The 14,447-nt window shown below is 71.9% G+C and carries 7 protein-coding genes; 1 reads left to right on the top strand and 6 read right to left on the bottom strand.

From position 1 onward, the window contains the following. Positions 1-46: 46 nt before the first annotated feature. Together AB0M82_RS10095 and AB0M82_RS10090 are read right to left on the bottom strand one after the other, a co-directional pair. The gene (locus tag AB0M82_RS10095) at positions 47-559 is read right to left on the bottom strand and encodes a DinB family protein (protein ID WP_364719428.1); all 513 of its coding nucleotides are present in this window, start codon (positions 557-559) and stop codon (positions 47-49) included. A 104-nt stretch (positions 560-663) separates the two neighbouring features. Next, entirely contained in the window at positions 664-1,998 is a 1,335-nt protein-coding gene (locus AB0M82_RS10090) for an alpha/beta hydrolase (RefSeq protein ID WP_364719426.1), read from the bottom strand. A gap of 217 nt (positions 1,999-2,215) precedes the next feature. On the opposite strand from AB0M82_RS10090, the gene bglX reads away from it, so the two are divergent. Further along, positions 2,216-4,480, top strand: a complete 2,265-nt coding sequence (gene bglX, locus AB0M82_RS10085) for a beta-glucosidase BglX (protein ID WP_364719424.1) — start codon at positions 2,216-2,218, stop codon at positions 4,478-4,480. A gap of 288 nt (positions 4,481-4,768) precedes the next feature. On the opposite strand, the gene AB0M82_RS10080 is transcribed toward bglX, so the two are convergent. The 4 genes from AB0M82_RS10080 to AB0M82_RS10065 all read right to left on the bottom strand — a co-directional run bounded on the left by AB0M82_RS10080 (position 4,769) and on the right by AB0M82_RS10065 (position 14,332). Beyond that, entirely contained in the window at positions 4,769-6,340 is a 1,572-nt protein-coding gene (locus AB0M82_RS10080; protein ID WP_364719422.1) for a hypothetical protein, read from the bottom strand. A 2-nt stretch (positions 6,341-6,342) separates the two neighbouring features. Continuing rightward, on the bottom strand, positions 6,343-8,316 hold the full coding sequence (locus AB0M82_RS10075; RefSeq protein WP_364719420.1) for a hypothetical protein: 1,974 nt from the start codon (positions 8,314-8,316) through the stop codon (positions 6,343-6,345). Positions 8,317-8,428: 112 nt separating this feature from the next. Continuing rightward, on the bottom strand, positions 8,429-13,150 hold the full coding sequence (locus AB0M82_RS10070; protein ID WP_364719417.1) for a DUF6531 domain-containing protein: 4,722 nt from the start codon (positions 13,148-13,150) through the stop codon (positions 8,429-8,431). Positions 13,151-13,492: 342 nt separating this feature from the next. Then, positions 13,493-14,332, bottom strand: a complete 840-nt coding sequence (locus tag AB0M82_RS10065) for a helix-turn-helix transcriptional regulator (RefSeq protein ID WP_364719416.1) — start codon at positions 14,330-14,332, stop codon at positions 13,493-13,495. Between the last annotated feature and the right edge of the window lie 115 nt (positions 14,333-14,447).

Raw genomic sequence — 14,447 nt, 5'->3', positions numbered from 1 at the left:
GGGTCAACCCGCTGCCGCCCGGCATCCCGCAGGCTCGGGCCGGCTACTACCGATCGAGGGTGAGCTGCCGCAGGTGGAAGGCGAAGTGCTGGGCCGGGTAGCGGTAGACGTCGGCCAGCGTCATGTACGGCTGGAAGAACGGGTCCCACCGGGTCGGGTAGTGCATGCCGCGGGCGAGGTCGGCGTCGGCGGCGCGCTCCAGGCTGCGGTGCAGCGAGGCGATGACGCGGTCGAGCCACCTGGCCGCGCGCCGCGGCCCCAGCAGGCCGCCGCCGCAGGACCCCAGGTAGTTGATCACGTGGAACAGCGGCGTGGCGGCGTCGAGCACGGCGGCGAACCGGCGGCTCGCGGAGTCCGGCAGGCGGCCGAAGAGGCGGACCAGCACCAGCAGGGCACGCACGATCTGGTAGCCGAACACCAGGTGGAACAGCAGCTGCCGGTTGGTCCACCGGGTGCCGGCCGACCGGCGGCGGAGGTCCGTGGCCGTCGCGGTCGCCACCAGCTCGTGGAGGGTGGCGCGGTCGCGCTCCCACTGCTCGTGCACTGCTCGCCGATCCATGGTTCAGCCCTCCGGGCCCGCCGTCGCGTCGAGCATCCCACCGGCCGGCGCTCCCGGCGACGCGGAGCCCGTGCTGACCCGGCGTGGTGGCCACCGCGGACTGTTCAGGCCGGGCAGCTGAGGTCGTGCCGCGGCGTCTTCAGCGTCAGCAGGTAGTCGTCCGTCAACGTCCGCGCGCAGGTCGAGCGGTGGTAGACCTCGTGGCCTGAGCCTTCGTAGGTCACCAGCGTCGTGTTCGCCGGCGCCTGGCGGTGGATGTTCACCGCCCAGGCGTACGGCGTCGCCGGGTCGTAGCGGGCGTTCAGCAGCAGGATCCGCGGCGCCCGCGGGATGCTCAGCCGGTGCGGCGGGTTCGCGGGCGGGCCGGGGACGCCGAGACACGCCATGGCTTCCCCGTGGCCGATCGGGCTGCCGCGCATGATCGGCGACCGGCGCAGCTCTTCGGCGTACATCGCCGAATATCGCGCGAAGTCCCGGATCCGGAGGTCGAAGTCCTGGCAGACGACGGCCAGGCGGACCGAATCGTAGTTGTACTCGAACTCGGCCCGCACCGGCGAGCGGCCGGCCGCGGTTTCGGCGATCACCCGGGCCACGTCGTCCCAGTCCGGGCCGCGCATGTCCGCGACCACCTGGTCGCGCAACCAGTTGTGCGGGAACGGCATCCCGTCGGCGTTGGCCTGCGCCCGCCGCCAGGTCGCGAGGATGTCCTGGCCGTGCAGCGCGCAGGTCGCCGTCCGGTCGCACCACGCGACGAACTGCCCGAACAGCTCGTCCACGGCGGCCGCCCGGTCGCCCACGAAGTGCGTGAGATCGACGCTGTGGTCGATGGTGCTGTCCAGCACCATCGCGCGGACGCGGTCGCCGTACCGCTCGGCGTACTGCTGGCCGAGCAGCGTGCCGTACGAGGTGCCGAGGAAACTGATCTTGTCTTCGCCCAGGGCACGGCGGACGGCGTCCAGATCGCGGGCGTTGGCGGCGGTGTCGGCGTGGTCGAAGACCGGCAGGTTCCGGGCACGGCAGTCCGTGATCACCTGCCGGCTGTACGCGCGCAGCGCCTCGAACTGCGCCCGGCCGGCCGGCTCGTCGCCGGGCGCGCCGGGCAGGTGCTCGCACCTGATGTACCCGCTGCTGCCGGTCCCGCGCAGGTCGAAGCCCACGAGGTCGAACCGGGCCCGGATCTCCGGGCTGAAGTAGCCGGGGGACAACGGGATCTCCACGCCGGACGTGCCGGGACCGCCGGCGTCGGCCAGCAGGACGCCGAGGCGGCGGGCGGGATCGGCGGCCCGGTGCCGGGCCACCGCGAGACCGATCGACGGCCCCCACGGCCGGTCCCATTCGAGCGGCACCCGCAGCGTGCCGCATTCCCCGTCGGGGACGCCGGGGTTGTCCGGGTCGTCCGGACAGGTCGTCCAGGCGATCGGGGACGGCGACCAGGCCACGTCCGCGACGGCGGGTGTCGCGCCGGTCAGTAAGAAAGCGCTTGCCAGGACAGCTCCGAACGCCCGCACGGCGCCCCCTCCACGTGTCGGTCCGCACTCGACCGTAGGACTCCCAGGTCCGGACCACAAGCATTATCGGGTGGGAAAAGGAACCGGCCGCGGGCGTCGATCGTGCTTATGCTGGCGGCCCTCGTTCTCTCGCGAAAGGGTCCCAGCCATGGAACAGCCCGAGAGTCACGTAGCCGATTCCGCCGCCGACGGCGTGAACCGGCGGAGCCTGCTCGCCGGGGTCGGCGGTCTCATCGTCACCGGGGGAGCCGCCTCGGCGCTCGCCCCGGCCGCCGCCGCGGACCCCGCCGCCCGGCCCGAACGGAACCCGCGGGTCGAGGACCTGCTCAAGCGGATGACCCTCGCCGAGAAACTCGGCCAGCTCCAGCTCGTCGGCACCGAAGACGCCGCACGGACCGCGTTGGCGACCGGACAGCTCGGCGGTGTCTTCTCCGTCGTGGGCGCCGCGAAGCTCAACGCGCTGCAGAAGATCGCCGTCGAGCGGACCCGGTTGCGCATCCCGCTGATCTTCGGCCTCGACGTGATCCACGGGTACACCACGAACTTCCCGATCCCGCTGGCCCAGGGAGCGAGCTTCGATCCCGGCGTGCCGGCCGCCGACGCGACGGTCGCGGCGAAGGAAGCCCGCCGCAGCGGCATCCACTGGACCTACGCCCCGATGATGGACGTCACCCACGAGCCGCGCTGGGGGCGCATCGCCGAGGGGTCCGGCGAAGATCCTTACCTGGCGAGCGAAATGGCCGTGGCGAAGGTCCGCGGCTACCAGGGTGACGACTACTCCTCACCGGACCGCGTCGCCGCCTGCGCCAAGCACTTCGTCGCCTACGGCGGCGCCGAAGGCGGCCGCGACTACAACACCGTCGACGTTTCGCCGCAGCGCCTGCACAACCTCTACCTGCCACCCTTCAAGGCGAGCGTCGAGGCCGGCGTGGCCACCGTGATGGCGAGCTTCAACACCATCAGCGGCGTACCCGCGCACGGCAACGGCTACGTGCTGCACGACGTCCTCAAGGGCGCCTACGGCTTCCGAGGGTTCGTCGTCAGCGACTACACCGGAATCGAGGAGCTGATCCTGCACGGCCTCGCCGGGGACGGCGCGGACGCCGCGGCGGCCGCGCTGCCGGCGGGCGTGGACATGGAGATGGTCAGCACCAACTATGTGCGGTTCGGACAGCGCTTGCTGGCCGAGCGCCGGATCACCGGCGACCAGATCGACGACGCCGTCCGCCGGATCCTGCTGGTCAAGGTCAGGCTGGGGCTGTTCGAACGGCCGTACGTCGACGAAGCCGGTGAGGTGAAAGCGCCTTCTCCGGCCGCGCTCGCCGCCTCCCGGCAGGCCGCCGGGCGGTGCATGGTGCTGCTCAAGAACGACGGCCCGGTGCTGCCGCTGGCGAAGTCGGTCCGCTCGGTGGCCGTCGTCGGACCGCTGGGCGCGGCGACCTACGACCTCAACGGCACCTGGCCGGGCCTCGGGACCGGCGCGTTCACCACCCCGCCGGTGACCGTGGTCGACGGGATCAAGGCCGCGGCGCCCGGGGCGACGGTGACGTTCACCGCGGGCTGCGCCGTCGACGGGGCCGACACCAGCGGGTTCGCCGCCGCGCGGCAGGCGGCGCGCGCGGCCGACGTGACCGTCGTCGTGGTCGGCGAAACCGCCGCCATGAGCGGCGAAGCGGCCGCCCGCAGCACCATCGACCTGCCCGGGGTGCAGCAGCAGCTGGTGGCCGCGATCAAGGACACCGGCAAGCCGTTCGTCGTGGTCCTGGTCAACGGCCGGCCGCTGACGATCCCGTACCTGCACGAGAACGCCCCGGCCATCCTCGAAGCGTGGGCGCCGGGCGTGCAGGGCGGGCACGCGATCGCGGACGTCCTGTTCGGCACGGTGAACCCGGGCGGCAAGCTGCCGGTGAGCTTTCCGCGCGCGGTCGGCCAGATCCCGGTCTACTACAACCACGAGAACACCGGACGCCCGGCCGATCCGGCCAACAAGTACACGTCCAAGTACCTCGATCTGGCGTCCGGCCCGCTCTACGAGTTCGGTCACGGCCTGTCCTACACGACCTTCCGCGTCGACGGACTGCGCCTGTCGGACACGCGGATGCCGGCGCGCGGCGGCCGGATCCAGGTGAGCGCGCGGGTGACCAACACCGGCGACCGCGCGGGCGACGAGGTCGTCCAGCTGTACCTGCGCGACCCGGTCGCCACCATCGTGCAGCCCGTGCGCCGGCTGCGCGGCTTCCAGCGGGTGACCCTGGAAGCGGGCGCGTCGAAGGCCGTCACGTTCACCCTCACCCCCGAAGACGTCGGCTTCTACGACAACGCCGCGAAGTTCCGCGTCGAGCCGGGAAAGATCGAGGTCTACGTGGGCACCAGCTCGGCGGCCACGCTGTCCGCGAGCTTCACCGTCACCTGACCGGCACGCGCCGGCCTTGGTCGTGGCCCGGGTCCCGGTCTTCCTGCTAGCGTGAATGTGACGTACGAGGGGGCAGGGGGACGCTGAGAGTTCGTCATGCCCTTCTCCGCGGCGGCGGAATGGGGGCGGACGTGCTTCGCCGACCCCTTCCGGTCCCCGGCGCCTGATGACCGCGACGCCGTGCTGATCAACCCGGTGTGAAGCGCCCCAATGTGGCGTTGGTTGCGTTGGATGCACCGAACGCCACATTGGGTGCGTTGGACGCACCGAACGCCACATTGGGGCGCTTCAGGAGTAGGTCCAGTGGCCGAGCCAGGATTCCCGCCACGCCACCGTCAGCTCGCTCACTCCGTCCACACCGGACTGGTCGACGTGGGCCTTCCACGCCTCCTCCAGCGACGCGCACAGCTTGGACGCGGGCAGTTCGACGCCGCCCGAGGAGAACTGACGCAGGACCGGCTTGGGCACGGCCAGCTTCGCCTTGCCCCGGACCACCGACTGCTCGGTGGCGCGGCAGATGAGGTACTCGACGGTGGCCAGGTCACCCGCCGACGCCGTGGCGTCCGGCATCGGCACCTGGGGCGCGACCTGTGCCAGTGCGCGGTAAAGGCAGTCCAGCGGAGCGGCGAGGCCCTGGTGCTGGCGGGCGATCTCCCACGACACCCACACGGCCACGCAGTCGGGCATCTGGTACGGACGGTAGGCGAACGCGGGGCCGGCGAAGGTCTGGTAGTCGCTGGTCGGATCCTGTGCCGAAGTGCCCGGCCCGTCGGGGTCGGGCGGCAGGCCGAGCCGCTTGAACAGCTCGCGCAGCAGCTTGTGCGGGTAGGCGGCGGTCGAGGACTCGCCGAGCAGCTTGACCAGGATGCGGTTCAGCCGGTCGGCGGCCACGCCGTGGATCGACAGCTGCAGGTGGACGAACGCGACGTCCGACAACGTCGTTCCCGCGCAGCCGACCACGCCCACCTGGGGATAGCGCTGCAGGAAGGCGGCGATCGCGTGCGTGGAGCCGATGCGCGCCGGCCCGACGAAGGTCACCGGCAGGCATGTGCCGATCCGCTGGCGGGACCGGAGGTCGCCCTTGTACAGCGGCGAGAACTCGCCGTCGGCGTGGTAGACCTCGAACCAGTTCCCCTGCCGGTGACCCGGGCGCGTGTCGGCGAGCCAAAAGCTGTACCCGTGCTTCTCGCACAGTTCCCGGAACCGGTCGGCCAGTTCGAACCGCGCGGCCGCGGAGACGTCCCGGAGCGCGATCGCGAACCGGACCGCCAGCGACGAGCAGGGTGGCGCGATCTCCTTGCGGGTGCGGAGATCGTGGTTGCGGGTCTTCACGATCGTCGGCAGCTGTGCCGGGCACTGCAGTGACAGCAGCGGCGCGTCGACGAGGGCGGACGCGGCCTCGGAGATCTCCCGCACCAGGTCGCGGACGGCGAGGCCGTGCCACTCGCACACCTCGCGTGCCGCCGGGTCGATCGCGATCAGGCCCTCGAAGGTCTGCGCGGACTCGTAGATGAACGTCGGGTTGGGCGAGGTCGTCTGGTGGAAGACCCAGCCGCCCGCGTTCTGCTGCGGGCGTTCCGCCGGCTGCCGTCCGTCGACCCGCTCGACGACTTCGGTGCCGTCCAAGGGCTTGCGGGTGCGGGTGCCGATCACGACGCCGGCGCCGTTCGTGGCCGAGCACAGCGTCTCCAGGAAGACCGCGCTGTCGGAGCCCGTGGACACGAGCTCGCGCAGGTAGCCGTGGCGGGCCATCGCGTGGTGGATCTCGAAGTCCACTTTGGTCACCGGCTGCCGTGCTATCTCGAAGCCGGCCCTGGCGAGGTCGGCCACGTTGCGCACGGAGATCCGCTGGTTGCGCATCCTCACCATCCCCCGGACGAGTCGAACCGTACGTCGGCCTCCAGCGCCGCGCGACGGTCCCAGGCACCGGCGCCCGCCCACCGCGGTGCTCCGATGCGGGACAGCGGGATCGCCGACTGCCGCCACGACGCCTGGCCGAACAGCACCAGCGCCGCGAGCACCGGCAGCGCCACGGCGACCGTGAGCGCGGCCTGCACGACCTCGCCTCGGCTCTGCGTCGCGACGGTCGCGGCGAACGCGGCGATGGCCGCGATGCTCAGCTGGACGAGCGCCTGCGGCAGCGTGCCGAGGTAACCGAGCACGGTGCGGCGCGGCGGCAGCGACAGGCGGCTGTAGAGGAAGCCCGGCAACAGCAGCAGCATGGTGATCACGGACTGGCCGTCACCGATGTGGCCGAGCGCCTCGGTGGCGGCCCGGCCGTACGGCCACGGACTGCCCACCAGCAGCCAGCCGAGCACGAACGAGACCGTCGCGACGGCCAGCGCGTAGAACGTCACGTTGAGCGGACCGGACTTCGTGGAGTCCTTGAGCACGAGCGTCGCGCGCACCCGGACGTGGTCGCCGCGCGAGTCGAGGCCGCCGGACCGGCGCCAGTACGCCCGTGCCTCGTTGTCGGCGATGCCGTTGACCAGGACCAGGTCCTGTCCGAACTCCCGGTCGGTCAGCTCGCGCGCGGCCTCGCGGAGGTTCGCCGCCGTGAACTCCGGATGCCGCCGCAGCGAGTTGTCCAGCTCGCCCGAGTCCGTCCGCACCGCCTCGCCCGTCGTGGCCGCGGCGGCGAGCCGGTGGCAGGCGGGCAGGCTGCGCGGGGAGAGCTCCACCCCGGACTGTCCGGCCTCCCACTTGCGGCGGCGCACCAGGTCCGCGAGCCGGCGCAGCACGGTCTGCGCCTGCAGTTCCAGGATCTTGTGCCGGGCGCCGTCGGCTTCCTGCAGCGGGGCGGCGTCCTGCCGTTCGGCCAGCGAGACCAGGTCTTCGGCCAGCCCCTCCACCTGGTGCCGGTCGGCGTCCGTGGACAGGTACATCCGGGAGATCTCGGCCTCCGGCGCGGTCCTGGCCACCAGGTGGTAGGACTTCAGCGTGGCCGGGATCATGGTCTCGTAGCTCACGACGTAGCCGCGGCGGCTGGAGGCCAGCCGCCGCCACTGCTCTTTCGCGACGGGTTGCCGCGCGTCGACGTGCAGCGGGGTTTCGTAGCTGAGCCGGTGCTCCTCGACCGAATCGTCCAGCGCCACCACCAGCATGTAGTCGCGGACCGCGACGTTCAGCAGGTACGCGTATTCGACCAGCAGGTCGGAACAGCCGGTGAGGATGTCCAGCGCCATTTCCCGGCACTGCCGCCCGTACCCGGGAACCGTGCCGCCCGCCGGGGCGAGCGCGAACTCCGCCTCCGGGTGGTTCCGCTCGGTGAGCAGCGTCAGCAGCGCCTGCTGGACGAGCCAGCGTGGTTCGTGCACCTGGAACAGGAAGGTGTTCAGCTCGTGCTTGGCGGTGTGCGCGTTCTCGTCGCCGGCGAGGATCCCGCGCAGCAACCGGTAGAGCCCGGCCGCGACCAGCCGGGACGCCTCGTGCTGGGTGAGCCGCGGCAGCTTCTGGCCCGCGCTGTCGAAGACGTCGATGGGGGAGACGTCGCGGCGCGGCAGGCGGGCCAGCGGCACCCACAGGGAACGTTGCCGCGCCGGCCTCGAGGCGGCCCGCTCGCCGTGTTCCTGGCCGATCAGGTCCTGCAGCTGCGCGGTGGCCTGGCGCTGCCCCTCGTCGAGGAGCTTGAGGCTGACGTCGACCTCGGTGCTCCGCCGCGCCGTCCCGTGCTCGACCACGGTCAGCCGTTCGGTCAGCCGGCGCACGTGGTTGAGCCGCAACGAGGTGTCCAGGAGCGCGAGCCCGACCGCGGCGCCCTGCCGCGACAGGCGGGGCGGGGCGCCGGGGATGGGGATCGTCTCGATCGCGTGCCGGAGACTGTCGATGCCGTCCACAACAGTGAGAGTACGAGGAGTCGCCCTCCGAGACAGGCAGTCGCCGATTCACGAAGAAAAGCACCCGAACGGCGTAACAATGGTTGCGCTGCTTGGTGACCCCAACGGGCGCTCAGGGGCTCGTTTTGGGCGGCTTCTGGTACGGCCGCGTCCCGCCGGTCTCGGCGTTGTGTTCGGTGACCTTGATGCCGTTCTGTTCCAGCTTCGGGTACTCGATCTTGTCGAAGATGTTGTCGGGCCGGCGGTACGGGTAGATGTCGTTGTTCGGGTTGGGGATGCCGGTACTCGTCTCCTTCCCGGGCTTGTCCGGGAAGACGACGTGGGTGTCCGGGGTCGAGTTCTTCGCGAACGTCTCCGACGCGTGGTCCCATTTCTCCTTGACGAAGTTCTTCTGGTCGAGGTTGGACGTGCCGTGGTCGCCGTGCGACCAGTACCCCTTGCCCTGGTCCTTCATCATCTTGTCGTCGACCCAGCCGGGCATCTTCAGGTGGTTGTCGGCGACCAGGCCCTCCAGGGTGTTGCCGCCGTGCTGCTTGGCGACCGAGTTCGCCTTGAACTCGATCGAGCCCAGGTAGGGGTCGTCCGGCCCGCCGTGGCCCTGCTTGTAGCCGCCGGACCAGAAGAAGTGCTTGTCGGCGCGCATCATCTGGTCCAGCTCGGGCTTGAACTTCTCCCACTCCTCGCGCGTCATGCGGTTCACGTCGACGCCGAGGTCGGGCTTCTTCCCCGGCGGCCGCACGAGGTCCGGGGACTGGTCGAATTCGTCCGGGCGAGGCCGCTTCGGGGTCTGCGCGCCACCGGACTTGCCGCACGAGCCCACGAGCCCGAGCGGGTCACCGGTGAGCAGCGGCTCGGTGACATAGCCGACGGGGTCGGGCGCCGCGGCGAGCCCGAGCGGGTCCTGGCTGAGGTACCGCGCGGTTTCCGGGTCGTAGTACCGGAACACGTTGTAGTGCAGCCCGGTTTCCTCGTCGCGGTGTTGCCCGGGGAACGCCGTCGGGACCGCGCCGGCCGAGTCTTCGGCGCCCGGGAGCGGCGCGCCCCAGAAGCCGCTCCGGTCCCGCCAGACCAGCTCGCCCCGCGCGTCCAGCAGTTCGGTCGGCGTGCCCGCGGGCGAGGTGATCACGCAGTGGAAGCGCTCGCCGGACGCGGTGCGCTCGACCTGCACGACCGGGCGGCCGTCGCCGGGGTGGCGCTCCCACGTCAGGATCCGGTGCGACCCGTCCGCGCCGGACTCCACGCGTTCCACGAGATCGAACCCGCTCCACAGGAACCGCGTGTCCCCGGCGAGCTCGGGTTCGCCGTCGGCGCCGGTGACCCAGCGCCGTTTGGCGAACCGCCGGCCCAGCGGGTCGTAGTGGTAGGTCCAGCGGGCGCCGTCCGGGGTCCGCACCCCGCGCAGCCGGTCCAGCTGGTCCCACGAGTAGGTCCAGGACTGTCCGCCGCGGTGCCGTCCGGTGATCCGGCCCTGCGCGTCGCCGGTGTAGCGGGTGCCGCCGGCCGAGACCAGCGTGTTGCCGCGGTAGGTCCGCGGGCCCGGCAGCGACGGCGTGACGGCCGACGTGACTTTGCCCGCGGCGTCGTGGGTGAACCGCTCGACGCCGCCCGGGCCGTGCGCCTCGCTGACGCGGCCCGCGTCGTCGAACTCGAGCCGCCACGGGCGCACCGCGTCCTCGACCGCGGCGAGCCTTCCGTCGGGCCGGTAGCCGTAGGTGCGCTCCCCGACGCCGGCGATCTCCTCCGCGACGAGCCGGTCCTCCGCGTCGAACCGCCGCCGGAGCACGGGCGTCCCGTCGATGCCGCGGACGACCTCGCGACCGGCCGGGTCGTGTTCGAACCCGACGTCGCGCCCGGCGATCCGCAGCGACCGCGGCAGGCCCGCGTCGTCGAAGACCCATTCGCTGTCCACACCGGACGACGTGCGGCGGCGCAGGACCGTGGCGTCGTAGCTCCAGGCCACGCCGAGCCCGTTGACCGTCTCGGCGAGCACGCGGCCGCGCCCGTCCCGGGTGATCTCCAGGCGGGACTCGGCGTTCTCGGCGAGGGCCAGCCGGCCGAGGGCGTCGTAGGCGTAGCGGGTGACGTCCTCGGGCGTCCGCCGCTCGACGACGTTGCCGAGGAGGTCGTAGCCGAACTCGGTGGGTTCGCCGAGGCCGTTGGTCATTCGCCGCAACTGCCCGGCGCCGTCGTAGGTGTAGGTGAGCCGGCGGCCGTCGTAGTCGGTCTCCTCGGCCAGGCGCCCCGCCGGATCGTAGGTGTAGCGCCAGGTCAGGCCCTGGGGGTTGGTCACCGACGTGAGCCGCAGTTCGCCGTCGTAGGTGTAGGTGGTCCGCGCGCCCGCCGCGTCGACGTCCGTCACCGCGAGCCCGAACGGCCCGTAGCCGCGGCGGCGCACCCCGCCGGCCGCGTCGCGGTACTCGACGATCTGCCCCTCCGCGTCGTGCACCCAGGTTTCGCGGTCGCCGTGCGGGCCGATCCGCCAGGCGCGCCGGCCCTCGGCCGTCCAGCCCAGCCGGGCCGCGCCACCGGAGGCGGTCCGCACCAGCTGGGGCCGGCCGAACAGGTCGCGGTCACCGGGGCGCACCGGCCCGTCCGTCACCGGCTCGTCGCCGAGCGGGTCGGGTGCGGCGACCGGCTCGGCCGGCACCGCGGCACCGGGCAGGACGGTGAACGGGTCGGCCGCGGGCACCACCCGCTGGACGGCGGCGTCCCCGTCGCCCACCTGCAGCCGCACCTCGCCCTCGGCGGCGGGCGCCGTCCTGACCACGGAGCCGTCGGGACGGGTGACGCTGGAAAGTTCGCCGTTCTCGTAGCCGTACCGGGTTTCGCGGCCCAGTTCGTCCACTTGGGACAGGAGCTGGTCGTGGCGGCTCCACGTGTACCGCCGGGAGTTCCCGAGCGGATCGGTCCGCTCGACCAGCTGCCCCGCGTCGTTGAGCCGGTAGGTCCAGGTGTGGCCGAGCGCGTCGGTGTGCCGGGTGATGCCGGGCTCGTAGGCGAAAGTCGCGTTGTAGTAGCCGTTCGCCCCGACGGCGCGGACGCAGCGGCCGGCGGCGTCGTAGACGTAGCGGTACCAGGTGCCGGTGCGGTCCTGCCAGCCGACGAGCCGGTGCTCGAAGTCGTAGTCCAGCGTCATCGGGCGGCCCGCGAAGTCGGCGACCGTGGTCAGCTGGCCCAGCCGGTTGTAGCCGAACCGGACCAGCGGCGCGGCCTCGGGCGCGCCCAGCGCGACCACCCGGCCCTCGGCCGTGCCGATCCGGAGCTCGACGCCGTCGTCACGGCGCAGCCCGGTGGGGGCGCCGTCCGCGGCGTAGGTGATCTCGGTGCGGCTGCCGTTCCGCTCGATCGACGTGAGCGACACGACGCGGCCATCGCCGGTGAAGTGCAGCTCCCGGTCACCGGTGGACAGCCGGTAGCCACCGGGGGAGCGGCGCAGCGGGTGGCGCGGACCTTCCAGCGGCAGGACGGGTCCGTCGGCGGGCACCGGGTAGACGAGGACCATGCCGTCTTCGGCGTAGAAGCGGACCTGCCCGGGGCCGACCTCCAGCCGCTGGTCCAATGTGGACGCCCACGACCGGCCGAACCACCGGCCCGCGCGGTAGGACGAGAGGTGGGTGCGGGACAGTTCCAGGTCGCCGGCCTCGCCCGGCAGGGTCAGGTCGACCTGGGTCATCACGACCTCGCCGGTCGCGATGTCCACCGGGTCGCCGCAGTAGGTCTTCGAGTCCGACGGCAGGGCGCGGTCGCGCGCGCCGTCCCCCTTCGGGGTGCCCTTTGGCGTGCCACCGCCCTTCGGAGCGCCCCCGGGTGGCGTGTCAGCTTTCGGCGGTGGCGGGGCGTCGGCCGGTGGATCACTCTTGGGCGGCGGGTCCGTCTTCGGTGGCGGGTCGGCCTTCGGTGGCGGGTCGGCCTTGGCCCCGGACGTGGTGGTGCTGTCGTCGCTCTTGGGCGGCGGGTCGGTCTTGGGGGGTGGATCGGTTTTCGGGGGTGGGGCGTCGGGGGAGCCGTTGCCTTTGGGTCCGCCGAGGCCTTTGGGGTTGCCGTTGATGTCGGCGTGCTTCGGCGGCGGGGCACCCTTACCCGGCTTGATGTTCCGCAACGCCTTCGCCGCGTCCGAAAACAGGTCACCGGCTCGCTTGAGCAGCGGAATCAGCGCCTGCAACGCTTTCACCAGCCGCTTGGTCAAATCCGCGATCTTCGACGCCGTCTTCGCCACCGCGTTGATCACCTGCGGCACCACCCAGGTCAACCCGATCCCCAGGGTGAACACCACCTGCAACGCCCAGCTGATCAAATGCCCGATCAGCTCCGCGATGATGTCCCGCACCAACGCCCGCACCGCGGCCACCACCTCACCAGCGGTCTTCACCCCGCTGGAGGCACCCTCACACCCCTTCTGCGCCGTCGACAGCAACGTCACGGTGTCCTGCGCCCGCTGCCGATAGGTGTCCGCCGCGTTCCCCGCCCACGACGCCGTGTCGGCACTGACCATGCCGGTCAGGTCCTCCCCGATGCTGCCCAGCTCCGTCGCGACGTTCTTCCACGTCTCCGCCTGCGCCGCGATCTCATCCGCATTGCCGGTCAACCCGTCGAGAGCTTCCTTCAACGGGCCGACATGCTCCATCAACCAGCCGACCCCGGCCGCCAGAACCGCCCCGAACGGGTCCATCGCCATCGACAACGCATCCAGCGCCGTCCCCACCGCACCCAACGCGACCGACGCCCAGTCGCCACTCTCGATCGCCGACTTCAGATCATTCGCCGACTCCAGAAGCGAAATCCCCGAATACGCCTTCGTCGAGTCCTTGGTCTCCGCGACCAGCGGATTTCCCACCGCGCGACCTTTCTGACGTCCTGGTCGGTTCTTTAGTCAAACTTTCAAGCAAGCTTGCCGGTGAAGATAGCAGCGCCTGATCGTCCCCGGCCGGCGCCGGCGCGCGGGTGCCCGAAAAGCCACGATCCCCTGGTCTGGGTGGGCAACCGTGCCGCTCGAGCGCCCGGGGTTGCGCCCCAATGTGGCGTTGGTTGCGTGGAATCAGCACTGCGGCGCGAAGCGCCTCCGTTGAGGGTGGTGGTGGGGGCATGGGAGGAGCACCGAACGCCACATTGGGTGCGTTGGACGCACCGAACGCCACATTGGGGCGCTCGGCCAGAACGTCAAACACCTTGCGAGAAACTAGCCGGTCAGCTGCTGGGTGCCGAGCACGGTGAGCAGGGCCAGGCGCTCGGCGTCGTCCGAGCCGGGCTCGGCGGTGTAGACCATGACGCGCTGGTCGCTGCCCGCGACGGTGAGCATGTCGCAGTCCAGCGTCAGCGGTCCCACCTGGGGGTGGTCGATCGTCTTCCGCGCGGTCTCGTAGTGGCCGACCGCCCCGGAGTCCCACAGCTCGCCGAACCGGGCGCTGTTCGCGCGCAGCTCGGCGACCAGCCGCCGCAGCTGCCGATCGGCGGGGTAGCGGCCCGCGGCGGCACGGAGATCGGCGACCAGATTGCCCTCCATGGCACGCCTCGACGCCGGTGTGTGCCGGACCCGGGTGCCCGGGCCGAGCAGGTTGCGCCACACGGCGTTGCGCTCGTGCGCGCGCCACCCGGACGGGTCGCCCATCAACGCCGCATACAGCGGGTTGGCGACCAGCAGCGTCCAGCACGCGTCGAACACCGCGACGGGCGTTCCGGTGAGCCGGTCCAGCAGGCGCTGGACGCTCGGGGTGAGGTAGGCGGGCACCGTGTCCGGGCCGGGCGGGGTCAGCTCGGCCAGGCGGAACAGGTGTTCGCGCTCGATCCGGGACAGCCGCAGTGCCCTGGCGAGGGTTTCGACGATCTGGGTCGAGGGGTTCGACGCGCGGCCCTGTTCGAGCCGGGTGACGTAGTCGGCGGAAATCCCGGCCAGCATGGCCAGCTCCTCGCGCCGAAGGCCGGCCGCGCGCCGGTGCCCGCCGGCGGGCAGGCCGACGGCGTCCGGCGAGACCCGGTCCCGCCAGCGCCGGACCGCCTGCCCGAATTCGGTGTTCGCCATGGCCGCCAGTGTGCCTCGCCCGTGCCGGATCTGCCTGGTACCGGCGGTCCCAGGAAGACCGGACGACTGGCTGTCCCCGCCGGCTCGGCCGAACCTGGTGCCAGGACGGAGAAAG

The sequence above is a fragment of the Amycolatopsis sp. NPDC051128 genome (genome assembly GCF_040682715.1).
Taxonomy (GTDB): Bacteria; Actinomycetota; Actinomycetes; order Mycobacteriales; family Pseudonocardiaceae; genus Amycolatopsis.
Note: the sequence above shows the minus strand (reverse complement) of the source record. Positions and strands in the feature narration are given on the sequence as shown.